Raw genomic sequence first — 24,422 nt, forward strand, 5'->3', positions numbered from 1 at the left:
AGTTCGCCCAGATCGCGCAGCACAGTCTCGCCCAGATCGGCGTCAAGCTCGACCTCGTCGCCAGGGCCGGCAGCGGGTTCTTCACCAACTACATCAACGTCGGGGATTTCGACATCGCCCAATTCAGTTGGCTCGGCGATGCGTTCCCGCTGTCGGCGCTGACCCAGATCTACCTATCCGGCGGCGAGAGCAACTTCGGCAAGATCGGCAGCCCGCAAATCGACGCGGCTATCGAGCGGACCCTCGAAGAGCTCGACCCCGGCAAGGCGCAGGAGTTGGCCAACGATCTCGACAAACTCATCTGGGCCGAGGGGTTCAGCCTGCCGCTGACGCAATCGCCGGGCGATGTCGCGGTGCGCAGCACGCTGGCCAATTTCGGCGCCGCCGGGCTCGGCGACCTGCGCTACACCGCCATCGGGTTCATGCGCGGCTGACCCGCCGCAGCGGCGCCGGGATCGGCAGGAGGCCCTCCACCGCGGCCGCCACCCCGATCGCCTTCCACAGCAGGCGCAGCTCGGGGCGCGGCGGAAGCGCGTCGAGCGCCTGGGCTTTCGCGGCGAGCCCGTCGAATTCGCCGCGCGACACCGCCTGGGCGATCGCGATCGCGGCGGGCTCGCGGAAGTCCAGCGCGCTGTGCGCCATGGTGGGCAGCTTCAACAGCACCGCATGAGGCAGCAGTGCGGCGACGCGCTCGGCGACCGCCGGCGGCGTGATGAGGTCGCGGCCCCCGGAAACCACAGCGGTGGGCCACCCGAAGTGGGGCATCTCGGCCACCAAGTCATAGGGCTCGTCCTCGAAAGTCGCCGTCTGCGTGCGCGCCTCGCGTTCCGCCACGGCCGGGTCCAGCGGAAGCCCGTCGGGTTCGGCGGCGTAGTTGAGTTCGCGGAACGCGATGCGGCTCACCAGGTCTTCCTCGTAGCGATACGGCAGGTTGCTCAGGGTGGTGAACCGGGACATGACCCACCACAACAGCTTTCGGCCATTCAGCAGCAGGTCGAGTTCACGCTCGAGCAGGTCGGCGCCGCCATAGCCGTAGATCGTCGCCACGACTTGGGTATTCGCCGCGGTCATCACTCCGGCGTCGACGAGCTTGCGCATCTTGGGCGCCAGCGCCGCGGTTTCAGGACTATCGCCCCTGAGCAGCAGCCGACGGATCGCGCGGCGCACGATCACGATGTCATGCCGCGACAGCAGCGGAGAATCGAGGATCATCGCCCGCACCCGGCCGGGATGGCGCACACCGAACCCGGAGGCGATGTAGGTGCCATACGACGCGCCGTAGACGACGGCCGATTCGACGTGGGCGTCGTCGAGCACGGCGGCGATGTCGTCGACGACCTGGTTCACCGTGATCGCTTCCGGGGGCAGGTCCGCGCCCGAGTCGTCGTGGCGCGACATGCCCACCCCGCGGTGTTCGATCATGATGACGTCCAGGCCGGCCGCGGCCGCGCGGCGCCGCAGGCCCTTGTACATCTGCACCGACGCCACGCCGGGACCGCCCGGAATGATGACCAGCGGGTGCGCTGACTTCCGGCCGGTGCGCACGTAGTACAGATCGAACTCTTCGCTGGTCTCCGGCGAGATCGGCCGACGCACGGGTCGCACACCCGGTAACGCCGCGAGCTTCTCCTGAACCCGGCGCCGTTTGGCATTCATCGTCATCGGTGTCGGCCCGCCATGATCCCATTCTGCCGGGACGGTCGGCGGGCATCCGCCGCAGCGGTCCACAGCCGGCGTTCGAGGCAGCTCGGCGGGCTGGCGCTAGGCGCTGAGATCGATGCGGTGCGCGCCCTTGACGCCGTCATACCGGTCGGGACTGCAGGTGAGCACGATCACCTGGCCGTGCGTGCCCACCGTGTCAAAGACCTCCCCCATCTTCGCCAGCCGGTCGGGATCGGTGAATCCCAGCGCGTCGTCGACCACCACCGGAACGGCGTCCTCCTTGGCGACCAGGGCGGCGCCGGCCAGTCGCGCCAGGATGCCGAGCTGCTCCTTGGCCCCACCCGAGAGGGATTCGTAGGGCACCGTGACGCCGTCGAGCGTGCGACTACGGATGCACAGGTCGCTGTCGATGTCGACCTCGAACGTGGGGCCGAACACCGGGCGGCCGAGCCGCTCCAGTTCCGCACGGTAGGGCTCGACGTACCGCTGCCGAGTGGTGTCGCGGTGGCGGGTCATCACCGATCGCAACAGCCGGGCCGCACGGGCCCGGCCGCCGACCCGGATGTGCTCGCTGGCGGCGTGCTCCCGTTCGGTCTCCGCGGCGTCGAGCTTGCCCTGGCGTCCCTCGCTGCCGAACACCGAGAGTTCGATGGTGATCTCGCGCAATGCGCGCGCAGCCTCTTCGTAGCGTTCGCGGAGTTCCTCGGCTTCCTTTGTAGCAGAGGATAATTCGTCGTGAACCGCATCCGGATTCGCCGCCGCGAGCCCGTCGGCGAGCTCGCCGTGCCGACGTTCGGCGGCCCGCGCCGCTTGCAGCGCCGCGTCCGCCGAGGCCGCGAGTTCGTCATCGCCGGCCGAGGCCCGCTCGCGGGCCAGCCTGTCGGTGGCGGCGTCGAGCTCGCCGCGTTGCGTCTCCAAGTTGTTGCGGAGAACCGTTGCGCGGGTCGCCAACTCGGTGAGCCGGGCGGATTCGGCGGTGGCGGTCCGACGGCGGTCGTCGCACTCCGCCATCGCGACCAGGTGAGCCTTCTCGAGTGCATTGAGTTCGTCCCGGGCCGCGCCGATGTCCGCCACGGGGAGACCGGCCTGGGCCGGCTGCCCGGCGCGCAGCTCTGCGAGTCGCGTGCGTAGCTGGTCGATCTCCTGGTCACCGCACAGGCCGGCCAGCGTTGCGCTCAGCTGGTCGCGGCTGCCCTGCAGTTCGCGGCGATGCTGATCGGCGGATCGAGCGGCGGCGAGATCGGCCACTCGGGCAGCGGATAACGCGGCGGCCAATTCTTCTTGCGCGGCAGTGTGTTTCGCTTGGACATCGAGCGCCGTCGCGCCCGGACTGATCCGCGCGGTCAGCACGCCGGGGACTTGGACCGAGGTGGGTCCGGTGGTCGTGATAGACCAGGTTTGACCCGCGGCCAAAGACACGCGTTGCTCACCGATGGTGAGCTCGATGTCCGCGGCGGCGGTGAACTCGACCGCCGCGGACGTCGACGCCAACTGGTCGCCGATGCGATCGGCCGCGGCGGCGGCGTTCTCGATTCGCCGCAGCAACTGCTCGGTGATGGCGATCTCGCTGAGTGCCGCACACACTTGATCGCGGTCCCGCAGGATGGCCTCGATCTTCGCCACTCGGGCGCTCAACCGGTCGGCTTCTTCGCGGTCGGCTTGCTGAGCGACGGCGCGCCGGGCGGATTCGACGCGGGACTGCAGGTCGGCAAGCGCCGCGGCGGCCTTCTCGGCCGCGGCGTCGGCGGCCTCGGCCCCGGCGCGCGCCGCGTCGCACTCGTCGGCGGCGGCCCGGGCGGCGGCCTCGGCGGTAGCGACAACGGTTGTGCGGGTGCTGATTTCGGCGAGCAGTTGCAGCCGTGAGTGGTGGGCGGTTGTCGCGGCGGCGCTCGTCGCCGCCGCTGCGGCCGCGATCAACTCGGCCTCGCGCGCCTGACTGGTGAGTTCGTCGATCTTTTCCGCGGCCTCTTGCGCCGCGGCGAGCCGGGGGCGGCCGGCGATGCGCTGCTGCGACAACTCCGCGACGCGTTCGGTGAGGACGGCATGGCGACACACCCGCTCGTCGACCTCGGCGACCGCCGCCGCGTACTCGGCGACCGCGGCTTCTGCGTCGGCCAGTCGCGTGATCGCCGCGGCCCATTCGCCCGTCGGACGCCCGGTGGCGGTGAAATAGCGTGCGTATTCGGCGTCGATCCGCTCGATGAGCAGTGGCTCGGTGCCCGACAGGGCCCCGGAGTCGCCTGCCGCGACATCGAGCGCGCGCGAGAGCGCGTCGCAGCCCGACAGGTCCACCGCCGCGGTCGACGCGGACTGCAGCACCCGCTGGGCATGCCACAGGTCGCTGTCCACCGTCTCGGCCAGCATCGCGCGGACGCGTTCGTGCGCCTCGTCGCCGGTGAGCTGCTCGCGGTGCGGGGCCTGAATCGTCAGCTCGGTTTCACATTTCTTGTGGAACCGCTTCCGGTAGATGAATCGATAAGGGCCACAGCTCAATTCGGCGCTCACCTCGGAGCCGACATCACTGTTGGTGGGTTTGACCTGCTTGACTTCCTTTTTCGTCGAGCGGTCCCTGGACTCCAGCAGTAGGTCCAGGGCCTCGACCATCGACGACTTGCCGATCTCGTTGGCGCCACACACCACGACGACGCCATGGTCGGGGAACTCGATCTCCCGATGCGTGATACCGCGGTAATTCGTCAGGGTCAGGCGGTGCAACTTCACGCGGCGCCCCGATCGGTGAGGCGCAGTAACAGCGCCAGCGCGGCCTGCGCGTCGACGGCCGTGTCGCAGTCACCCTCGCGCGCGGTTGCCACCAGCTCGTCCACCGCCGCCGCGGCGAATCCCCCGATACCGAGGTCGCTGAATTCGCCGTCGGCCGGGATGACCGCCAGGTCGGTGCGGCGTTCCCACAGGCCGAGCCAGGCGTACAACCGCGCGTACTTGTCCAGGCAGGCATCCAGCGCCGCGCGGTCGGTCACCGTCAGCGATCCGGTGAGCGCCAACCGCACCACGGTGCGGTCCTTTTCGGCCATCAAGTCCAAGTTGACGTCGAGGTCGGCGATGTCGCGGCGAGTGTCGACCTGTCGGTGCATGGTGACGAACCGCCAGCGGCCGACATGCCGCGAGTCCACCGTGACGGCGCGGCGCGGATCGGCTTCGTCGATCTCGACGATGAGGACATGCCCCGGGTCGGATTCCACATCGTCGAAGTTGGTGACCTCCGGCGCACCGGAGTACCAGACCCGGCCGCTGTTGCCGACGTGCGTGCGGGAATGCTTGTCGCCCAGTGCCACATAGTGCACCGTGCCGTTCGCCAGGGCATCGTCGAGCGCGGCGAGCCGGATCAGGGAAGGCTTGTCGCGATCGGGGTCCAGCACGTCGACCCCGCCGTGGGCGACCAGGATTCGGGTGACCGGTTCCGGGGTCAGGTCGTCAAGGACTTCCGCGACCAGGTCGGTGGTCGGGGCCTTGGATCGCCAAGGCGCGGCCACGATCTCGAGCCCGGGCCTGACCTGGTGCACGCCGGCCCGGTCGAGCACAACCACGTTGTCGGGGCGTTCGGCGGCGAAGAGTGCGCTGGTGTAGACCGAGGACGCGTCCAGCGGGTCGTGGTTGCCGGGCAGCAGGTAGACGGGAATCCCGATCGCGCGCATGGCTTCCAGGGACTGCCCGACAACCCGCGGGGGAAGCTGGTTGTGTTCGAAGACATCACCGCTCACCACGACGAACTCGGCACCCACCTCCGCCGCCAGCGCCCCCAAACCGGCCACCGCATCCCGCCGGGCCGCGGAGTATCGCGGCTGGGCGTCGCCGGCGAGGAAGTGCCGGCTCATGCCGAGCTGCCAGTCCGCGGTGTGCAGGAATCGCATGGCGGTGGCCCCCTTTCGAACTGCGTGGTTACCAGGGCATTGCGAGCTTAAGTCCGCGCACCGACAAGACGCGGGACCTCGCCCGGCAGGTCTCCGAGCGGGTGCTTTGCGATTCTTTGCGCGCCGCGATTGCGAGTTTCGGGAGCACGGGCGAAAGGTCTAGCGCGAGTGTGCGTCTGTGGCGGTTTCAGGGGCCCCGCACCAACAACTTCCACCACCGGAGAAAAGCCTTTGCCTGACGATGACGACGACGCGGCATAGGGGTTAGCGTGGCTTCCGTGAAAGACCAGCGCACGTTGCTGTTGATGCGCCACGCGAAATCCGACTACCCACCGGGGGTCGCGGACCACGACCGGCCGCTGGCGCCCCGCGGGATCCGAGAAGCCGGACTCGCCGGTGATTGGCTGCGCGCCAACGTGCCGGCGATCGACGCCGTGCTGTGCTCCACCGCGACACGTACCCGACAGACGTTGGCCAACACGCGCATCGGTGCCCCGGTGCGGTACAGCGAGCGGCTCTACGGCGCCACGCCCGGGACCATGATCGAGGAGATCAACACGGTCGGCGAGGAAGTCGAAACTCTGCTCGTCGTCGGTCACGAACCGACGATGTCCGCGGTGGCCCTCGGCCTGGCCGGCAGTGGCACCGATACCGCTGCGGCCGAACGAATTTCGGTCAAGTTCCCGACGTCCGCGATCGCCGTGCTCACGGTCACGTCCGGATGGGGAGACCTCGAACTCGGTAACGCGCAGTTGACCGGGTTCGAGGTGCCGCGCTGAGCTACGAGTTCGTGGCCAGCGTGAGTTCCATCAGCTTGAGGGCCTGACCGCAGGCGTCGATGCCGGGCGCCTGGGGGTTGACCCACCAGCCGACCACTCCGGCCGCGTCGCTGGCCACTCCGCACGCGCCGTTCGGGTCATCCGGGCGCATCACGATCGAATCGATTCCCGCGATGTTGCGCGTCTCGACCTTGTACTTCAGGAAGTCGGCGACCTTGCGCTCGTTGCTCAGGCTGCCCTGCTCGAACCAGAACCGGGTGATGTCGATCAGCCCCGCCGGGTTGGCGGCCTGCCACCGGCAGATCGCGCCGACGAACGTGCTCTGGATGTCGAGGGGGTCGGCACCCACGGTCTTGGCCAGGATGTCGCTGGTCAGCACCTCACACTCCTTGAGCAGGTTTGGATACTGCTGCTGGGAGTTGTTGTTGCGGGTGGGGCCGCCCGCCTTCACGGCGTTGCCGGCGACGGACCTCGAACATCCGGTCAATACCAGTAAGGCCGCGATCAAGACGGCTACCACGGCGCGGACGCTTCTTCTGGTCATTTGGAGTTCGCAATCGACTGACGCGCCAATTCTTTGGCTATGTCGCACGGCGGGGGGAACGGCTTTTGGCTGAAGCTGATCGACCACTCGATGAAGTCGTCCTGAAATTGGATGCCCACCTCGCAGAGCGAGTCGCCCAGGTTCGGCTCGTTTCCAATCGCGATGAAGCCGCCGTGTCCGTTGATGTTGATGTCATCGACGCTGGCGCGCGACAGCTCCTCGGTCTTGCGCTCACGTCCGATCGGGCTGCCGCGATACCAGGAGAAGGAGAAGTGCGGACCGAGGATGCCGCCACCCGCCAGCCATTGGCAGCCGACGGAGTTTCGTGCGGTGTTGATCAGCCCGGTTACCTTGGTCAGCTCGGCCACCGTCTGATCGCTGATGCCGCCGCACTGGGGAAACATCGGCCCGTGGTGGCCCTCCGAATTCCCCGGCGCTGTCGACGACGTCGCGCCCGGTTTGTTGCCCCCCGAATCGGAGCACGCCGCAACCGCGGGGACCAGGATCGCCAAGGCTAACGCCGCACCGGCCAGCGCCCTCGAGTTACGCCGCACCGCTACCCTGCTTCTGCTCAGCCTGCTGCCGGTCCACACGATGCACTGTAGCGGCAGCTCAGCGGGTCAACCACCGACGCGCCTGAGCAGGCGTTTCAGGCGCCCCCACGCGGGTTGGGCCATCCGGTGGCTGCTGGCCACCGCGGGACGCGCCGTATGCGACCCTTACGAAATGCTCCTGGCACTGCTGCGCCAGTACATCCAGCCGTACCGGCGGCTGGTCGCAGTGCTGATGGCGCTCCAGCTGACCAGCACGCTGGCTTCGCTCTACCTGCCGACGGTCAACGCCGCGATCATCGACGAGGGCGTCGCCAAGGGCGACACGGCCACCATCGTCCGGCTCGGCATGGTGATGCTCTCGGTCACCGGGTTGCAGGCGTTGTGCGCGGTCGCGGCGGTCTACTTCGGCTCACGAACCGGGATGGGTTTCGGTCGCGACCTGCGTGCCGCGATGTTCGACCACATCACCACCTTCTCCGAGCACGAGACCGCCCGCTTCGGCGCACCCACGCTCCTGACACGCAGCACCAACGACGTCCGCCAGATCCAGTACCTGGTTCAGATATCGAGCACCGTGCTGGTCACCGCGCCCATCATGTGCATCGGCGGAATCTTGATGGCCATCCACCAGGAGGCGGCGCTGACCTGGCTGCTGCTGGTGAGCGTTCCCATCATGGCCGTGGCCAATTACTGGGTGATGTCGCACATGCTGCCCCTGTTCCGCAGGATGCAAGGCCTGATCGACGGCATCAATCGGGTGATGCGCGACCAGCTTTCCGGTGTCCGGGTCGTCCGCGCCTTCGCCCGCGAAGGCTACGAGCGCGACCGATTCGCCCGCGCCAACGCCGCCCTGTCGAACACGGCGCTGGCCGCCGGCAACTGGCAGGCGGTGATGCTGCCGGTGACCACGCTGACCGTCAACGTGTCCAGCGTCGCACTGATCTGGTTCGGTGGACTGCGCATCGATCGCGGCCAAATGCAGGTCGGCTCGCTGACCGCCTTTCTGGCCTACTTCACCCAGATCCTCATGGCGGTGTTGATGGCGACCATGACACTGGTGGTGCTCCCGCGAGCGTCCGTGTGCGCCGAACGAATCACCGAGGTGCTCGCCACCCGGTCCGCGGTCACCGACCCGCCGCGGCCGGTGTTCCCGGCCGGCGGGATCACCGGGGTGGTGCGCGTGGCGGGTGCGAGATTCACCTACCCGGGCGCCGACAGCCCGGTGCTGCAGGACATTTCGTTGACGGCATTGCCCGGCACCACCACGGCCATCGTCGGCAGCACCGGTTCGGGAAAGTCGACGCTGGTGTCGCTGATCTGCCGGCTCTACGACGTGACCGGCGGCGCCGTCCTGATCGACGACGTCGATGTCCGCGATTACCACACAGAGCGGCTCTGGTCCGCGATCGGGCTGGTTCCCCAGCGCGGCTATCTGTTCTCCGGGACCGTGGCCGACAACCTGCGCTATGGCAAGGCGGACGCGACTGACGACGAGATGTGGGAAGCGTTGCGGGTGGCCGACGCCGATGGATTCGTCCGCGCACACGATGACGGGCTGCGAATGCGGGTGGCCCAGGGCGGAATCAACTTCTCCGGCGGTCAGCGGCAGCGACTGGCGATTGCGCGCGCGGTCATCCGCCGCCCCACCATCTACCTCTTCGACGACTCGTTCGGGGCTCTCGACGTGCACACCGACGCGCGCGTGCGGACGTCGCTCAAGCAGGTAGCGGGCGAGGCCACCGTCATCGTTGTCACCCAACGGGTTTCGACCGCCGCCCAGGCCGACCAGGTGATCGTCGTCGACGGCGGGAAGCTGGTGGGCACCGGCACGCACGAATCGCTGGTCACCGACTGCGCCACCTACGCGGAGTTCGCCGACTCGCAGTCGGTGAGCGCATTGCGCTCAGGCCAGGCCGGGGGCGCCCCATGACCGTCACGGCCACCCGAGGGGTGACCCCGGCCCCGGCCGGGCGGTCGCGCGACTTCTGGGGTTCGGCCGCCCGGCTGGTGAAACGGCTTGCGCCGCAACGCCGGCTGAGCGCCGCGGTGATCACGCTGGGCGTCACGGGGACGGTGATCGGGGTCGTCGTCCCCCGAATCCTCGGGCATGCCACGGATCTGCTGTTCAACGGCATGCTCGGCCGACAGCTCCCAGCGGGCATCACGAAGGCGCAGGCCGTCGCCGCGGCCCGGGCCCGGGGCGAGGGCACCTTCGCAGACCTGCTGTCGGGGATGAATGTGGTGCCGGGCAAAGGAGTGGACTTCGGCGCGGTGGCGCGGACCCTGGTCCTGGCGCTGGGCCTGTATCTCATTTCGGCGCTGCTGATTTGGGCGCAAGCGCGGCTGCTCAACGTCACCGTGCAACGCACCATGGTCGCGCTGCGTTCCGATGTCGAGGACAAGATCCATCGGCTGCCGCTGTCGTACTTCGATGGGCGCCAGCGCGGCGAGCTGCTGAGCCGGGTCACCAACGATATCGACAACGTGCAGTCGTCGCTGTCGATGACCATCAGCCAGCTGGTGACGTCGATCCTGACCGTGGTGGCGGTACTGGCGATGATGGTGTCGATCTCGCCGCTGTTGGCGCTGATCGCGGTGGTGACGGTGCCGTTGTCGTTGATGGCGACGCGCGCGATAGCGCGGCGCGCGCAGCGCCTGTTCGTGGCGCAGTGGACCAGCATCGGTCGCCTCAACGCCCACATCGAGGAGACCTACAGCGGCTTCACGGTGGTCAAGACGTTCGGCCACCAGGCCGCGGCGCGCCAGCATTTCCGCGACTGCAACGACGACGTCTACCACGCCAGCTTCGGCGCTCAATTCTTCTCCGGCCTGGTGGCCCCGGCGACGGCGTTCATCGGCAACCTCGGCTACGTGGTCGTCGCCGTGGTAGGCGGCCTGCAGGTGGCCACCGGCCACATCACTCTCGGTGGTATCCAGGCGTTCATCCAGTACGTCCGGCAGTTCAACGCCCCGATCAGCCAGGTGGCCGGGATGTACAACACCCTGCAGTCCGGGGTGGCCAGCGCTGAGCGGGTGTTCGATCTGCTTGACGAGCCCGAGGAACCGCCGGATCCGGCACCCACCCTGGCGCCGCCCAACGGCGACGCCGCGCGGCCGGCGGGACGCGTCGAGTTCCAGCACGTGAACTTCGGCTACCGCCCGGATATCCCGGTGATCCATGACCTGTCGATGGTGGCCGAGCCGGGTACCACCGTGGCGATCGTCGGACCCACCGGTGCCGGCAAGACCACGTTGGTGAACCTGCTCATGCGGTTCTATGACGTCGACTCCGGCCGGATCCTGGTCGACGGGATCGACATCACCACGGTGAACAGGCAGTCGCTGCGGTCCCGGATCGGCATGGTCTTGCAGGACACCTGGCTCTTCGACGGGACGATCGCCGAGAACATCGCATACGGGCGGCCCGACGCCAGTGCGGACGAGGTGGTGCAGGCCGCCAGGGCGGCTTACGTCGACCGGTTTGTGCACACCCTGCCGGCGGGCTACGAGACGCGGATCAGCGGCGGGGGCGGCAACATCAGCGCCGGCGAGAAGCAACTCATCACCATCGCGCGCGCATTCCTGGCCAGGCCACAGCTACTGATCCTGGACGAGGCGACCAGCTCGGTCGACACCCGCACCGAAGCGCTCATCGCCCGGGCCATGTCCGAGCTTCGCCGAGACCGGACGAGCTTCATTATCGCGCACCGGCTTTCGACGATCCGCGATGCCGACCGCATCGTGGTGGTCGAGGCGGGCCGCATCGTTGAACAAGGCAGTCACGCCGAGCTGTTGGCCCGTCAAGGCGCCTACTACGCGATGACACGGGCATAGCGCGAGATCCCACGGCACGGCTTGGCCGCAATCGCGTCGCGGGGAACGCATTTCACTGCCGGTGCCAAAAGTTAGTGTCATTGCGTCGGCCCAGTGAGGGTTGCAGCACAATGGCGAAGGTAGTGACCGGAAGGACCGATGGTGGACAAGCGTCTCGAACTCGGCCTGCTCGGACCGCTGGAGATGAGCGTCGATGGCACGCTGGTGCCCCTGGGCACCCCCAAACAGCGGGCGGTGCTGGCTATGCTGCTGATGAACCGGAACAGTCCGGTGGGGGTGGACCGGCTCATCACGGCCCTGTGGGACGACAAGCCACCGTCGGGGGCGCGGGCCAGCATTCATTCCTACGTGTCCAACCTGCGTAAGCTGCTCAGCGGTGCCGGCATCGACCCGCGTGCGGTGTTGGCGGCGGCGCCTCCCGGATACCGGCTCAACATCGCCGAAAACGCTTGCGATCTGGGGCGGTTCATCGCCGAAAAGACGGCGGGCGTGCACGCCGCCGCCACCGGCAGATTCGAAGAGGCCAGCCAGCACTTGACCGCGGCATTGGCACAGTGGCGGGGGCCGGTGCTCGAGGACCTGCGCGAGTTCGGATTCGTCGACACCTTCGCCACTTCCCTTGTCGAGGAAAAGATTCTGGTCCATGGCGCAAAGGCGGAGGCCGAAATCGCCTGCGGGCGTGCGTTCGCCGTGATCACCGAGCTGGAATCGCTGACCGCGGAACATCCCTACCGCGAGCCGCTGTGGGCCCAGTTGATCACGGCCTACTACCTGACCGACCGCCAATCCGACGCGTTGGCGGCCTACCGCCGCGTCAAGACCGCTCTCGCCGACGACCTGGGGATCGATCCCGGACCGACACTGCGGTCGCTCAACGAGCAGATCCTGCGCCAAGAACCGCTGGACGTGAAGCGAACCGCCAAGACCGCCGCGGTCGACACGGTCACGGTCCTCGAGCAGCACACGATGGTGTCCGGCCAGCAGGCCATCGCTTATCTGCACGAGGCCTCGGGACGCAGCTATCCGCTGCGAGCGGCGGCGACCCGGATCGGGCGGCTCAGCGACAACGACATCGTCCTCGACAGCCCCAAAGTCAGCCGCCACCATGCGGTCATCGTCGACACGGGCACCAGCTTCATCATCAACGACCTCCGCTCGTCCAACGGGGTGCATGTGCAGCACGAGCGGATCCGCTCCGCCGCCACGCTGCGCGACGGCGACCACGTCCGCATTTGCGACCACGAATTCACGTTTCAGATCGCCGCGGACGACGACAGCGCCCCGGGCTAAATCGGTTGATTGTCGTGCGTCGGGCTGGGCGGGGGCTTACGGTCATGGTTGCTGGGTCAGGGGGTTGCGGCTGACCCGTGTGCCCGGCAATTGTTGGGTCTCGATGGCGTGGTGGCTGGGTGTGAAGGATCGGCGATGAGTGACGAGCAGGCCTCGCGGGCGGGGACGGAGTTTGGGCCTTATCACCTAAAGCGGCTGCTGGGCCGGGGTGGAATGGGGGAGGTCTACGAGGCCGAGCACACCGTCAAGGAGTGGACGGTGGCCGTCAAGCTGCTCTCGGAGACCTTCAGCAAGGACCCGGTGTTCCGGGAGCGGATGAAACGCGAAGCTCGCACCGCCGGTCGTTTGCAGGAGCCGCATGTGGTGCCCATCCACGACTACGGCGAAATCGATGGCCAGATGTTTTTGGAGATGCGCCTGATCGAGGGCACCGACTTAGACAGTGTGCTCAAACGCTTTGGCCCGCTGGCCCCGCCACGCGCGGTGGCCATCATCACCCAGATCGCCTCGGCGCTCGATGCCGCCCACGCCGCCGGGGTGATGCACCGCGACGTCAAACCGCAGAACATCCTGGTCACCCGCGACGACTTCGCCTATCTGGTCGACTTCGGCATCGCCAGCGCCACCACCGATGAGAAGCTCACCCAGTTGGGCACCGCGGTCGGCACCTGGAAATACATGGCGCCCGAACGGTTTTCCAACGCCGAAGTCACCTACCGCGCGGACATCTACGCCCTGGCGTGCGTGCTCTACGAATGCCTCACCGGCTCACCGCCGTACACATCCAGCAGCGCGGGCGCACTGGTAACCGCCCACACGATGAACCCCATCCCCCAGCCCACCGGGCTGCGCCCGGGCATCCCCAAGGGTTTCGACGCGGTAATCACCCGGGGGATGGCCAAGAAGCCCGAGGACCGCTACGCCAGCGCCGGCGACCTGGCCCTGGCCGCCCACGAAGCACTCAGCGACCCCGACCAAGACCACGCCGACACGATCTTGCGCCGCAGCCAAGAAGCCACCCTGCCGGGCACCGTCATGGCGCCTCCCCCGCCGCCGCACCCGGCGGCCAACACCCCGCCACCGTCGCCGGGCCAGAACTCACCGACGCCCCATTTGCCGCCCGGCTCGACTCCTGTTCCCGCGCAGGGCGTTCCGCCCTGGCGGCCCGACAGCGGGCCCATCCCGGCCGCCGCCCAGCCCCCGGTCACGCCCCCCTATTACCAAGCCGCCAACGCCAATTGGGGCAGCGCCCCACAACAGTTCGGCGGCCCGCCCGCCTGGAACCAGCCCCCACCGAGGCGACGCAACCCCTGGCCCATCGTCGCGGCCGTCGCCGCGCTGGTGATCGTCGTCGTCCTGGCCGCCGTGGGCATCGCAATCTTCATGGGAGGCGACGACGGCAACCCGCAGGCCAACCGCACGTCGACGACGACCACCACCACCACCAGGACCGTCCCCACCACGACAACCACCCGGCCCGCCAACCCGCAGAGCAAGCTGCTGGGCATGCTGCCCGCCGGGTATCCCAGTGGCAGCTGCACGCCCGCGACCCCGAAGTCCAACAGCATCTGGGTGAACGCGCTGGCTATGGTCGACTGCGACCAGAACACCAATCAGGGCGGCCCGTCCCGCGGGGTCTACGGCCTGTTCGCGAATGCGGACCTGCTCAAGAAGGCGTTCGACGACGACGTGGCCGCCGTGCAGCTGATGAATTGCCCCGGAGCCGGGGCATCACCGGACGGCTGGCATCACGACAGCACGCCGTCGGTGACCGCGGGCATGATCGCCTGCGGCACCTATAAGAACCACCCCAACGTGATATGGACCAACGAGGCGAAACTCATGCTCTGTGACGTCTACGGGGATCCCCCGGCCATCGAGGACCTGCACACGTGGTGGACCAATTACGGTGGCTGAGCGGATCCAAATTCGTTGCCGCACTGCGGCTTCGAATTACGACTGAAGGTCGGGGCCCTCGGCGCGCAGGTCGTCGACCGCCGACATGGCGCTACGCAACTTGGCCAACCATTCCTCGGCATGTTCGCCGACGAGCTTGACCGACCACGCGAGCGCGTCCGCGCGGGACCGGGCGACACCGGCGTCGACCAATGTGTCGAGCACCTGCCGTTCCGGCTGCTTCAAGCGCGTCATCACAGGTACTGCGATGTGAGTGAAGAGGATTCGCTCCGCGCCGGTGCTGGAGCCGACCTCGACGCCCCAGGAGACCTTGCGGCCGTAGCGATCCTGTGCCTCGTCGGCGATGCGCATTCGCTCCGAACGGGTTTCCTCGCGGAACCGCGATGCACGTCCTTCCGCGCGGGCCTCGGTCTCTTTCTCCGAGCCCTGCGGTTCCGGCAGTCTTCCGATGACCGTGATTTCTTCGCGGTCGACGATGACCGTCGGGTCGCCGTCGAACCAGCTTTCGGGCAGGCGCCCGGCGAACCATTCGGCGGCGTCGCTCGCGTCGGGTTGCTGAGCCTGCTGCCAGCCGCCGGGGCGGCCGTAGCGCCGGCCGTGCGTGTGGTGAGATTTCATAATTACATGATTACACCGTTACACCCGTAATGGAATGGCGTTCACCGCCGGCGAACGCGGCGCGGCGGCGGGCCGCGCGCGAATGGTGCGTCAAGTGCGGAGAACCCGTTGATATGGGCTGTTCAAAGTTGTATTTTTGGTAGCGAAGCAGGCCCGGAAACGACCAATTCCCAAGCGCCGGATGTCAGGGTAGAAAACCGGCCGCGTAGGACCCGCGCATGACGGAGCCCAACGCCCCCTAGAGTCGTCCGGGCCTGCCCATGTCCGCAGGTCTCCCAGTCAGTCGCTGCCGCCAGACCCGTCTCCGCGGCGGATCCGGAAGAGCTTGACCTCGTTCTTGATGCCCTTGAGGCGGCGGGCGCCGGCGAACGACCCGTCGAATATTCCGGTCTCGCCGATCGCCTCCCAGACCGAGTCAGCCGCCAGCACCGTGCCCGGGCGCGCCACACTGGTGACCCGGCTCGCGACGTTGACCGGGCTGCCGAACCAGTCGCCGGCCCGGCTCACCGCCATGCCAGAGGCCACGCCCGCTCGCAGCCGCGGGAAGTCGGCGTCGGTGTCGATGGTGTCCACGAGCTTCACCACGACGTCGAGCATCGGCAGCGGGTCGGGGCAGACGAACATGACGGCGTCGCCGATCGTCTTGATGAACCGGACGGGCGGGACGGTGATGTCTCGGGCGAGGACCGCCAGCCGGTTGGCCAGGTGACCCAGCTCCTCCGCCGATACCGCTTCGCCGATCCGGGTGAAGCCGACGAGGTCGGCGAAGGCCACCGTGATCTGACGCGCTCCCGGCAGCGGCTGGCCGGCGGCGCGCTCGGCGGCGTTGACCGCCTCGGTCTCCATCATGTGGCGCAGCTGCATGAACATCATGTGCTGAAGCATCGGACCGAGTTCGGGCGCGATTTTGCTGACCAATGCCTTTGACGCCTTGGCGATTTCCAGCTCGGTGGCCCCGGGCCGCATGATCGCCGAGAGCGCGGTGTAGCGCATGACCTCGGCGGCGCGTGACAGGCCTTCGGTGAGCACCCGGACGACCAGCACCACTTGCTCGGGATCCAGGCCCAACTCGACGAAACGCTGGGCGTAGGCGGCGGCCTCACCGTCGGCGCGCATGTGGATGACGGCATCGGGGTCGTCGACTCTGGCGAGACCGATGGCGCGCTGCACCTGTTGCAACAGCCCAAGGTCGATGCCGTGCGCCTGGCTGATCTCTCGGGTCGACACGTAGGTGCCGTCGTCTCCGATGAGGTGGCGGGTCGCCAGTAGCAGTGGCGGGTTGGTCGTCCTGATCTCCTCGGGGGTGATGCCCTGCTCGAGTAGCCACTCCACCAATTCCGCCCGTTCGGCGCGTGCGCTGCCCTCGAGTCCGTCGAGCAGGTCCTCGTCCACTTCGCCAACGTACAACGCGCGCCGATCGCGAGCTCGGCAAAGCCGGGCGAAGCGGGTCGGCGCTAGGGGACGCCGCCGATCGCGAGCCATGATGGGAAGCGATGAGTACGCCACTGCTGCGGGGGTTCCCGCCGATCGTCGATGAGCACGCGATTGTGCTGATCCTGGGGTCGTTTCCGAGTGCGCAATCGCTGGCGCTCGGTCAGTACTACGGCAATCCACGCAATGCGTTCTGGCCGATCATGGGCGAGCTGTTCGGGTTCGACGCGGCCGCGCCGTACGAAACACGGCTGGCCGCGCTGCAATCGGCGGGTGTGGCCCTCTGGGACGCGTTGCGCACATGCCGTCGCGCCGGCAGCGCGGATGCGGCAATCGAGCCGAAAAGCTTGGTGGTCAACGACTTCGGTGAACTGTTCGCGCGGTACCCGACGATCGCGCGGGTTTACTTCAACGGCGCCAAGGCCGCGGAGCTGTATCGCAGGCTCGCCGAGGTCGACGAGCGGGTCGAGTACCGGCGGCTGCCGTCGACGAGCCCGGCCCACGCCGTCCGGCCGGACGCCAAGCTGGCCGCGTGGCGCGAGATCTCAGCGGAGCTATGACACCGGCGGTTGCCGGTGTGCCCACGGCCTGGCGGATTCGATTTGCGCGGCCAGCGACAACAGCGTCGCTTCGTCGTACGGCCGGCCCACCAGCTGCACGGCGATCGGCAGGCCGTCACCGTCGAAGTCCCACGGCACGGCCGCGGCGGGCTGTCCGGTCAAGTTCCAGACCTGCTGGTAGGGCACCCGCTGCGCCACCGCCAGCAGCGTCCACACCGCACCGCGGCGCTGGTAGGCGCCGATGCGGGAGGGGCCCGTCGCGTTGCCGGGCGTGACGACGACATCGACGTCGTCGAAGATCGCCTGGATCCGGGCGGCTGCCGCCGGCTCCGCGTCGCGAAGGGCGGTCATCCGGCGATCCGAGAAAAACGAGCCGGCGCGCGCCAGGTTGCGGGTGCGCGCTTCGAGGCGTTCGGGGTGAGCCAGTGAATCGGCGTCGTCACTGATACCGCGCAGATAGCGCGGCAGGTAATTGGTCATGATGGCCGACGGCGGATAGTCGGGGTCGGCGGTGATCACGTCATGACCCAGGTCGCGCAGCAACGCGCCGGCCTGTTCGACCGCCGTGAGCTGTTGCTTGCCGATCCTGACGGGCAGCGGGGTTGGCGACTTGGTGCTCAAGGCAATTCGCAGCTTGCCGGGGTGACGGGTCGCCGCGGCCGCGAACTCCCCCTCGGGTCCCGGAACGGTCGAGGTCGCATCGAGGAACAGCGCCGCGTCCAGCACCGACCGGGCGAGCGGGCCGTTGACACTCAACCCGTGCCACGCATCGTCGTGCGGCTCCAACGACACCCGATCCCGTTGAGGTTTGACACCGAACAGGCCGCACCAGATCGCCGGGATGCGAATCGACCCGCCACCGTCGGACCCCAGCGCCAGCGGAGCGAGCCCGGCGGCCACCGCGGCGGCACTACCGCCACTGCTGCCGCCCGGAGTGCGCCGGGGATTCCAGGGGTTGCGGGTCGCACCGAACGTCAACGATTCGGTGTAGGGGAACATCATCAGCTCGGGCACATTGGTTTTGCCGAGGATGACGGCGCCCGCGGCGCGTAACCGCCGCACCACCTCCGCGTCGGAGGTCGCGGCGGGGCGATGTCCGCCGCTGCCGTAGGTCGTCACCTCGCCGGCGACGTCGACATCGTCTTTGATCGCGATCGGCACCCCGAGGAGCGGGAGCCGCTCGCCGGCGTCGAGGCGGTCCTGCGCGACGGCGGCCTCGTAGCGCGCGCTGTCCGCGAGCACCACGCGATAGCAGCGCAACTGGCTGTCCAGCCGCGCGATCCGTTCCAGATAGATTTCGAGCAGCTCGGGCGCGGTCAGTTCGCCGTCGGCCAGCATTCTCACCTGAGCGGCCGCGCCGGCAAAGGCCACGTCGCGAGCGTCCACTGCGGCAGCGTATCCCCCGCACCGGACCGGCCAGTACCGTGGGCGACATGTCCTGCGTGTTCTGTGCGATCGTCGCCGGGGAGGCCCCCGCCATCCGGATCTATGAAGACGACGACTACCTGGCGATCCTCGACATCCGCCCATTCACCCGCGGCCACACCCTGGTGATCCCCAAGGGGCACAGCGTGGATCTCACCGACACGCCGCCGGAGACGCTGGCGGGGATGGTCACCATCGGCCAACGGATCGCCCGCGCCGCCCGCGCGACGGAGTTGGCCGACGCGACCAACATCGCGATCAACGACGGCAGCGCCGCCTTTCAGACGGTGTTCCACATCCACCTGCACGTGCTGCCCCGGCGCAACGGCGACAAGTTGTCGGTCGCCAAGGGCATGCTGCTGCGGCGCGATCCCGACCGGGACGCCACCGCGCAAATCTTGCGCTCGGCCCTGGCCCGCATTGACGCCAGCCAGTAATACTGGGCGGATGGCACTTCCGTCCTGGGTCGAGCAGCGGTTGCTGCCTCAGGTTCTGCGCGTACACGACACCGTTTATCGCCGGACGAACGGCTGGATCGGTCATCGCATGCTGCTGATACCCAGCCTGCTACTCCATACCGTGGGCGCGAAGACGGGCCAGGCGCGAACAGCGGCGCTCACCTATGCCCGCGACGGCGACGACTACCTGATCGTCGCTTCCAAGGGCGGCGACCCGCGCGCACCCGGCTGGTATCACAACCTGCGCAAGCATCCGGATGTGGAAATCAACGTCGGGCCAAAGCGTTTGGCGGTGACCGCCCGCGCGGTGCTGCCGGACGACCCCGACTACCCCCGGCTGTGGCAGATCGTCAACAAGAACAACGGCGACCGGTACACGGCCTACCAGCAGAAGACCTCGCGGCCGATTCCCGTCGTGGTACTCACGCGACGTTGACCCTGATGCCGACGCGGAGGTTTATTCTCCACTAGCGCGCGGTGAACGCCTCGATGGTTCATCAAACGGCGCGGGATCGGCTGGAGCGGGTATGAGACCGTGGGCGGGAAACCCCTGGCGGCGATTCAGGCTGCCCCCGCGGCTCTGCTGGCTCTTCGCCGGTGCATACGGTGTGGCCGCCGCGCTGGTGGTGGCGTCCTCGATCGGCGGCTGGGAGGGCGCCTACGCAACCCGGCCCGTCGACGAAATCGCCCTGGCGGTCTGCCTGCTGTTCGGGGCGGGGTGTGCGGGCTACGCCGCCCGGTCGGCGGCCGGCCGGCACCGGGCCGGATGGCTGGCAATGATGACGGCCCAGCTGGGCTGGGCGGCGGGCGAGGTCATCTGGGCCGTATACGACGTGCGTCCGAAACTGGCCCACGCCACCCATCCCGCGGCCGCGGAGATCGTGCTGTTGCTATGGCCGTTCGGCGCCTACGCATCGTTGGTGCTGTTGTCGCGCTTCTCGCGGCAGAGCCCGCGGCGACTGGTGCTCGACGGCCTCATCGTGGCGACGTCGCTGTTCGTGGTGTCGTGGGTCTTCGTCCTCGAGAAGCAACTGCGCGAGGACAGCGGTTCGCAGGCGACGACGATCGCCGAAGTCTTCAACGACGTTCTCCTGCTGACGACCTCGATCCTGATGCTGTCCCGGGTTCGTCGCGGCGACCCGCCGAGCCGCAATCTGCTGGCCGGGGGCGTGACGACCATCAGCATCGCCGACATCACGATGGTGTTCAAGAGCGGGATCGGCAGCTACCAGGTCAGCGATCTCGTGGACCTCGGCAGAGTGGGTGGGCTCGCCATGATCGCGCTCGCCGCGCTGTCGAGCGTCTATGAGGCGCCCGCGCCGGGGACGCGTGACGACGAAATACGGTCGCGCACCCGGCTATGGCTGCCGTACCTGCCGCTGCTGGTGGCCGCCGCAGTCGGGCTGACCCGCGCGGTCAGGTTGATGGCGCACGGACCCCTGCTGATCGCGCTCGGAATCCTGGTGGCCGCGGTGCTCGTCCGGCAGTTCGTCATGCTGATGGAAAACCAGAGGTTGTTGTCCGAGGTTGCGCGGGAAGCGTTCCGTGACAGCCTGACGGGCCTGGCCAATCGCGCTTACTTCCTCGATCGGCTCGAGCAGGCCGTCGCCCGGCAATGCTGCGAAATTACGCCCATTGCGGTGTTGTGCCTCGATCTCGACAACTTCAAATCCGTCAACGACGCCCTCGGCCACCCCGCCGGTGACGAATTGCTGATCCGGGTCGCCGGGCGGCTCACCGCCGCCTTGGATGACAAGTGCGTCACGGCTCGCCTTGGTGGTGACGAGTTCGCCGTGCTAATCGAGGGGTCAATCGAGGAATCACAGGCGGCGGCGAGTCGAGTTCTCGAGGCGTTCAACGCCCCGATTGTCGTCGACGGCGTTCCTATACCGGTCCGGCCGAGCGTCGGTTACACGGTGGCCACCGCCTCGCCGGACTGCAGCGTCGAGCAGCTCCTCAGGCACGCCGACCTGGCCATGTACACCGCCAAACGCGAAGGCGGCCAATGCGTTCGCAGCTTCGTGCCGGATCTGTCCCTCTCGTTCTCGACCGCGCAACTAGCAGGGCCCGCCCCGGCGGCAGCGGAGGTCGCTGAGCCGAGTGCCGCACCGATGCTCAGGCGCGCCGCCGACGTGGGGGCGTCGAGACCGGTGCAACCCCAGGAAGGTATCGACGGCATCCGGTGGCCCCCGATGGCGATCCGGATTGCCCTGGGCCTCTTGATGATTGGCGTGATCGCCTTCACCGCGACCAGTGTCATCTACCCGAATGCCGGCCACAGCGTCTTCTTCGCCAAATCCCTCTACTCGGCGTTGAACCTGCTGGCGGCCGGGTTGATCGCCGTTCGCGCATACCGCCTCAAGGCCGATCGCCTTGCGTGGTCTTTGATCGCGGCCGGCATGGCATTGTCGGCGCTCGGTGACGTCGTCTATGCCGTGTGGGTCCCGAACGCCAAGTCACCCTCGGTTGCCGATCCCGAATACCTGGCGTTCTATCCGTTCGTCTATGCCGGGATTCTGCTGCTGATGCGATCGCGCCTGAAGCGGGTGCCGATGCCCATCCGCGTTGATTCCCTGGTGTGCGCGTTGGCCGTCGCCGCACTGGCCGCGGCGCTGCGGGCCGGGCCCATGCATGCCGCCGCCGCAAAAGCGCCCGCGACCGTGCTGGTGGGCCTGATCTATCCGTGGGGCGATCTGGTACTGCTGGCGCTGGCAGTCGGCATGCTGCCAATCCTCGGTTGGCGCAGCGAGTTTCGCTGGGGTTTCCTGGTGGTCGGGCTGGTTGGCTTCGCGGTCGCCGACACCGCCTACCTCATTCAAACGTCGGACGGCTCATACCGGGTCGGCACCACCCTAGACGCGCTCTGGCCGGCTTCCTCGCTGCTGGTGGCGATGGCCAGCTGGGCGCGTGGGTCGTCGGCGGCCCCGACGCCGCGGCGCGGACTCGCCTCCTACGCGGTTCCGGTGACCTGCACCGTCATAGCGCTGGGCGTCGCCATCCTTGGGCACGATTCGCGGCTCGCGTCGACGCTCGCCGCACTGAGCCTCGTCGCGGTCGCCGCCCGATTCTCGGTGACCTTCCGGGACATCAGCATGCTGGCCGAAAGCCACCAGCAGGCCATGACAGACGAATTGACCGCCCTGCCCAATCGGCGATCACTGGCGACGGCGCTGACCGAGCTGTCGGCTTCCGCGTCATCCGTCAGGACGTCGTCGAATCGTGCGCTGCTCCTGCTGAATCTCCACAAGCTGCGGGAGATCAACGACTCCGTCGGTCGCCACTTCGGCGACGAGCTGGTGTGGCACATCGCAAACCGACTGGCGCACAGCGTTCGCCGCGATGATCTGCTCGCGCGCGTGAGCGACGAGGAATTCGCCATCCTGCTCGGCGAGGGATCGGATCTCGTCGCCGCACGCGCCCAAGCGGGCCGGTTGCTCGAAGGCGTCAGCATCCCATTCGAACTCGATGCCATCAGCGTGCAGATCGATGCGTCCATCGCCATCGCGCTCTACCCCGACCATTGCGACCATCCGCAAGAGCTGTTGAACCGCGCCGAGGCGGCGATCCCGCACGCCAGGTCCGCCCTCAGCAGGATCGCGGTGTACGAGTCCGCCTTCGAGATCGACCGGGACCACGACCCCAACCTCGTCGGGGAGCTGCGGGCCGCGGTGATCGATGGCGACCAGTTGACGGTGCACTACCAGCCCAAGGTGAATGCCGGCGACGGGAGCGTTCACAGCGTCGAGGCGCTGCTGCGCTGGCAGCATCCCACCCGCGGGTTGCTGCTGCCGGAGGAATTCCTTCCGGCCGCGGAGCGCGCCGGTCTGATGCGCACGGTCGCCAATCGCACCATCAACCTCACGCTCGAGCAGATCCGGTCCTGGCGCGACGACGGCATTCCGCTGACCGTTGCGGTGAACCTGTCCACGACGAACCTGCTCGACCTCGACCTCGCCGTCACCATCGAGCGGCTGCTTCGGGTCCACGGCCTACCGCCCGACGCGCTGATCGTCGAGATCACCGAGAGCGCGCTCGTCGACTCGGAGCGCTCCCGTAACACCGTCGCCGCCCTGCAGCTGCTCGGCGTTCGCATCTCGCTGGATGATTACGGCACCGGATGGTCGTCGCTGGCGCGCCTGCAGGATGTCTCGGTCGACGAGCTGAAACTCGACAGGCGATTCGTGGCGCGGCTGGCCCACGACCCGCGGTCGGTGGCCATCGTGCAGTCCACCGTGGACTTGGCGCAGAACCTGGGCGCCGACCTTGTCGCCGAGGGGGTCGAAGACGAGGAGACGCTGAGTGCGCTGCGCGGTTACGGCTGCACCATCACCCAGGGGTTCGTGCACAGCGAGCCGTTGCCGCCGGACGAACTGCAACGCTGGATCACGAGCAGGGGCGCGATCGCGGGCGTCGAATCTTAAGCGTTCGGCTGTGACGGACTGACCGGTTAGAACAACTCCTTGGCCAGCAATTCCAGGGTCAGCACCCGTGCCGGCGCGGTGGCCGGGTCGGTGCCGCGGCGCGCCGAGGCGACCGGATGCACCATCACCTCGTCGACGTCGAACCGTTGCGCAAGCGCCCGCAACTGGTCGGCGGCCTCGGCGGGTGTACCGAGGACCGCTCGTTGCAGCCCGCTCGCAACGATGTGCTGCTGCTGCGGCGTCAGCTCGGCGCCTTGGGCTTCCTCGACCAGGGGCACCGGGCCGAGGGGCTCTCCGGTGCGAAGCTTGGCCATGATCTGCAGGTTGGGCATCATCAATGCCGTTGCCTCTTCCCGCGTTTCGGCCACGGCGGCGTTCACCGTCAGAAACGTCACCGGCTCGGGCGTTAGGGTGCTCGGCTTGAATCGGGATCGATAGAGCTCGAGCGCCTCTTCGGTTCCGGTGCCGGAGAAGTGATGCGCGAAGACGTACGGCAGCCCCTTGGCGGCGGCCAGGTGTGCCGAGTACATCGACGAGCCCAGCAGCCAGAGGCGGGGCTCACCGGCCGCCGCGGGGGTCGCCTTGAGGCGATAGTCCCCCGAGCGCAGCGGCACCACCACGCCGCGCGCGCTCATCAGCGCCGCCACGTCGTCGAGATACTCCGGAAAGTTCTCGATGTCTTCTTCGCCGCGGCCGCCGCGCAGCGCGTAGGCGGTCACCGGGTCGGACCCGGGCGCGCGGCCGATGCCCAGGTCGATGCGGCCCGGGGCGGCGGCTTCCAGCAGGGCGAACTGCTCGGCCACCGCCAGCGGCGCGTGATTGGGCAGCATCACACCGCCGGACCCCAGCCGCAGCTGCGTGGTCTGCGCGGCCAGATAGGCGATCAGGACCGGCGGGCTGGTGGCGCCGACGGACGGCATGTTGTGGTGCTCGGCGACCCAGTAGCGCGTGAAACCCAGGCGGTCCGCGGCCTGTGCCAGCTGCACGGTCGCGGCGAGCGCATCGCTGGTCGTCTGGTCGGTGCGCACCGGGACGAGATCAAGAACGGAAAGACGCACGT

Annotated in this window: 18 protein-coding genes and 1 pseudogene; 10 read left to right on the plus strand and 9 right to left on the minus strand. The window is 68.1% G+C overall.

Annotated features, from left to right (window positions below; translation table 11 throughout):
- Nucleotides 1-434 (plus strand): annotated as a pseudogene (locus A5711_RS19420) (ABC transporter family substrate-binding protein); the annotation flags it as partial.
- On the opposite strand, the gene A5711_RS19425 reads toward A5711_RS19420, so the two are convergent.
- The 3 genes from A5711_RS19425 to A5711_RS19435 form a co-directional block, all read right to left on the minus strand.
- Complete coding sequence (locus A5711_RS19425) at nt 421-1,662, minus strand: alpha/beta hydrolase (protein WP_067949357.1); 1,242 nt, start codon at nt 1,660-1,662, stop codon at nt 421-423. The pseudogene A5711_RS19420 and the gene A5711_RS19425 overlap by 14 nt on opposite strands.
- 99 nt (nt 1,663-1,761) lie before the next feature.
- Entirely contained in the window at nt 1,762-4,383 is a 2,622-nt protein-coding gene (locus A5711_RS19430; RefSeq protein ID WP_067949359.1) for an AAA family ATPase, read from the minus strand.
- Complete coding sequence (locus A5711_RS19435) at nt 4,380-5,531, minus strand: exonuclease SbcCD subunit D (protein ID WP_067949361.1); 1,152 nt, start codon at nt 5,529-5,531, stop codon at nt 4,380-4,382. Before A5711_RS19435 ends, A5711_RS19430 begins: the two co-directional genes overlap by 4 nt.
- A 278-nt stretch (nt 5,532-5,809) precedes the next feature.
- Here A5711_RS19435 and A5711_RS19440 point away from each other — a divergent pair, with 278 nt between their 5' ends.
- A complete protein-coding gene (locus tag A5711_RS19440; protein ID WP_156673334.1) occupies nt 5,810-6,310 on the plus strand; it encodes a histidine phosphatase family protein in 501 nt (166 codons plus the stop codon).
- Between the two features lies 1 nt (nt 6,311).
- Here A5711_RS19440 and A5711_RS19445 read toward each other — a convergent pair whose 3' ends face one another.
- Entirely contained in the window at nt 6,312-6,854 is a 543-nt protein-coding gene (locus A5711_RS19445) for a DUF3558 domain-containing protein (RefSeq protein WP_067949363.1), read from the minus strand.
- Nucleotides 6,851-7,408: a DUF3558 domain-containing protein gene (locus tag A5711_RS19450; protein WP_066952984.1), complete on the minus strand. Its 558-nt coding sequence runs from the start codon at nt 7,406-7,408 to the stop codon at nt 6,851-6,853. Before A5711_RS19450 ends, A5711_RS19445 begins: the two co-directional genes overlap by 4 nt.
- 172 nt (nt 7,409-7,580) lie before the next feature.
- Between A5711_RS19450 and A5711_RS19455 the strand changes: the two genes are divergently transcribed.
- From A5711_RS19455 to A5711_RS19470, 4 genes are all read left to right on the plus strand, one after another.
- Nucleotides 7,581-9,338, plus strand: coding sequence for an ABC transporter ATP-binding protein (locus tag A5711_RS19455; RefSeq protein WP_067949365.1), 1,758 nt, complete (start codon nt 7,581-7,583; stop codon nt 9,336-9,338).
- Nucleotides 9,335-11,242 (plus strand): ABC transporter ATP-binding protein, encoded by a 1,908-nt coding sequence (locus A5711_RS19460; protein WP_067949367.1) that lies wholly within the window; start codon nt 9,335-9,337, stop codon nt 11,240-11,242. The genes A5711_RS19455 and A5711_RS19460 overlap by 4 nt, the downstream gene beginning before the upstream one ends.
- Before the next feature lie 138 nt (nt 11,243-11,380).
- Nucleotides 11,381-12,532, plus strand: a complete 1,152-nt coding sequence (gene embR / locus A5711_RS19465) for an ATPase/transcriptional regulator EmbR (RefSeq protein WP_067949369.1) — start codon at nt 11,381-11,383, stop codon at nt 12,530-12,532.
- A gap of 135 nt (nt 12,533-12,667) precedes the next feature.
- Nucleotides 12,668-14,449: a serine/threonine-protein kinase gene (locus tag A5711_RS19470; protein ID WP_067949372.1), complete on the plus strand. Its 1,782-nt coding sequence runs from the start codon at nt 12,668-12,670 to the stop codon at nt 14,447-14,449.
- 36 nt (nt 14,450-14,485) lie between these two features.
- Here the strand turns inward: A5711_RS19470 and A5711_RS19475 are convergent, their stop codons facing one another.
- Together A5711_RS19475 and A5711_RS19480 are read right to left on the minus strand one after the other, a co-directional pair.
- Nucleotides 14,486-15,067 carry a hypothetical protein gene (locus A5711_RS19475; RefSeq protein ID WP_067949374.1) on the minus strand — a complete coding sequence of 194 codons (582 nt, stop codon included), beginning with the start codon at nt 15,065-15,067 and terminating at the stop codon, nt 14,486-14,488.
- A gap of 279 nt (nt 15,068-15,346) precedes the next feature.
- Nucleotides 15,347-16,474: an adenylate/guanylate cyclase domain-containing protein gene (locus A5711_RS19480; RefSeq protein WP_067949376.1), complete on the minus strand. Its 1,128-nt coding sequence runs from the start codon at nt 16,472-16,474 to the stop codon at nt 15,347-15,349.
- Between the two features lie 86 nt (nt 16,475-16,560).
- Here A5711_RS19480 and A5711_RS19485 point away from each other — a divergent pair, with 86 nt between their 5' ends.
- Nucleotides 16,561-17,058, plus strand: coding sequence for a DNA-deoxyinosine glycosylase (locus A5711_RS19485; RefSeq protein WP_067949378.1), 498 nt, complete (start codon nt 16,561-16,563; stop codon nt 17,056-17,058).
- On the opposite strand, the gene A5711_RS19490 is transcribed toward A5711_RS19485, so the two are convergent.
- Nucleotides 17,053-18,444, minus strand: a complete 1,392-nt coding sequence (locus A5711_RS19490; protein WP_082953439.1) for an amidase — start codon at nt 18,442-18,444, stop codon at nt 17,053-17,055. The genes A5711_RS19485 and A5711_RS19490 overlap by 6 nt on opposite strands.
- A gap of 47 nt (nt 18,445-18,491) precedes the next feature.
- On the opposite strand from A5711_RS19490, the gene A5711_RS19495 reads away from it, so the two are divergent.
- The 3 genes from A5711_RS19495 (at nt 18,492) to A5711_RS19505 (ending at nt 23,362) form a co-directional block, all read left to right on the plus strand.
- Nucleotides 18,492-18,920 (plus strand): HIT family protein, encoded by a 429-nt coding sequence (locus A5711_RS19495; protein WP_067949382.1) that lies wholly within the window; start codon nt 18,492-18,494, stop codon nt 18,918-18,920.
- A gap of 10 nt (nt 18,921-18,930) precedes the next feature.
- Complete coding sequence (locus A5711_RS19500; protein WP_067949385.1) at nt 18,931-19,377, plus strand: nitroreductase family deazaflavin-dependent oxidoreductase; 447 nt, start codon at nt 18,931-18,933, stop codon at nt 19,375-19,377.
- 91 nt (nt 19,378-19,468) lie between these two features.
- On the plus strand, nt 19,469-23,362 hold the full coding sequence (locus A5711_RS19505) for a bifunctional diguanylate cyclase/phosphodiesterase (protein ID WP_082953440.1): 3,894 nt from the start codon (nt 19,469-19,471) through the stop codon (nt 23,360-23,362).
- A gap of 26 nt (nt 23,363-23,388) precedes the next feature.
- On the opposite strand, the gene A5711_RS19510 is transcribed toward A5711_RS19505, so the two are convergent.
- Nucleotides 23,389-24,420 carry an LLM class flavin-dependent oxidoreductase gene (locus tag A5711_RS19510; protein WP_067949387.1) on the minus strand — a complete coding sequence of 344 codons (1,032 nt, stop codon included), beginning with the start codon at nt 24,418-24,420 and terminating at the stop codon, nt 23,389-23,391.
- Between the last annotated feature and the right edge of the window lie 2 nt (nt 24,421-24,422).

This window comes from Mycobacterium sp. E2238 (assembly GCF_001672665.1).
GTDB lineage: Bacteria > Actinomycetota > Actinomycetes > Mycobacteriales > Mycobacteriaceae > Mycobacterium.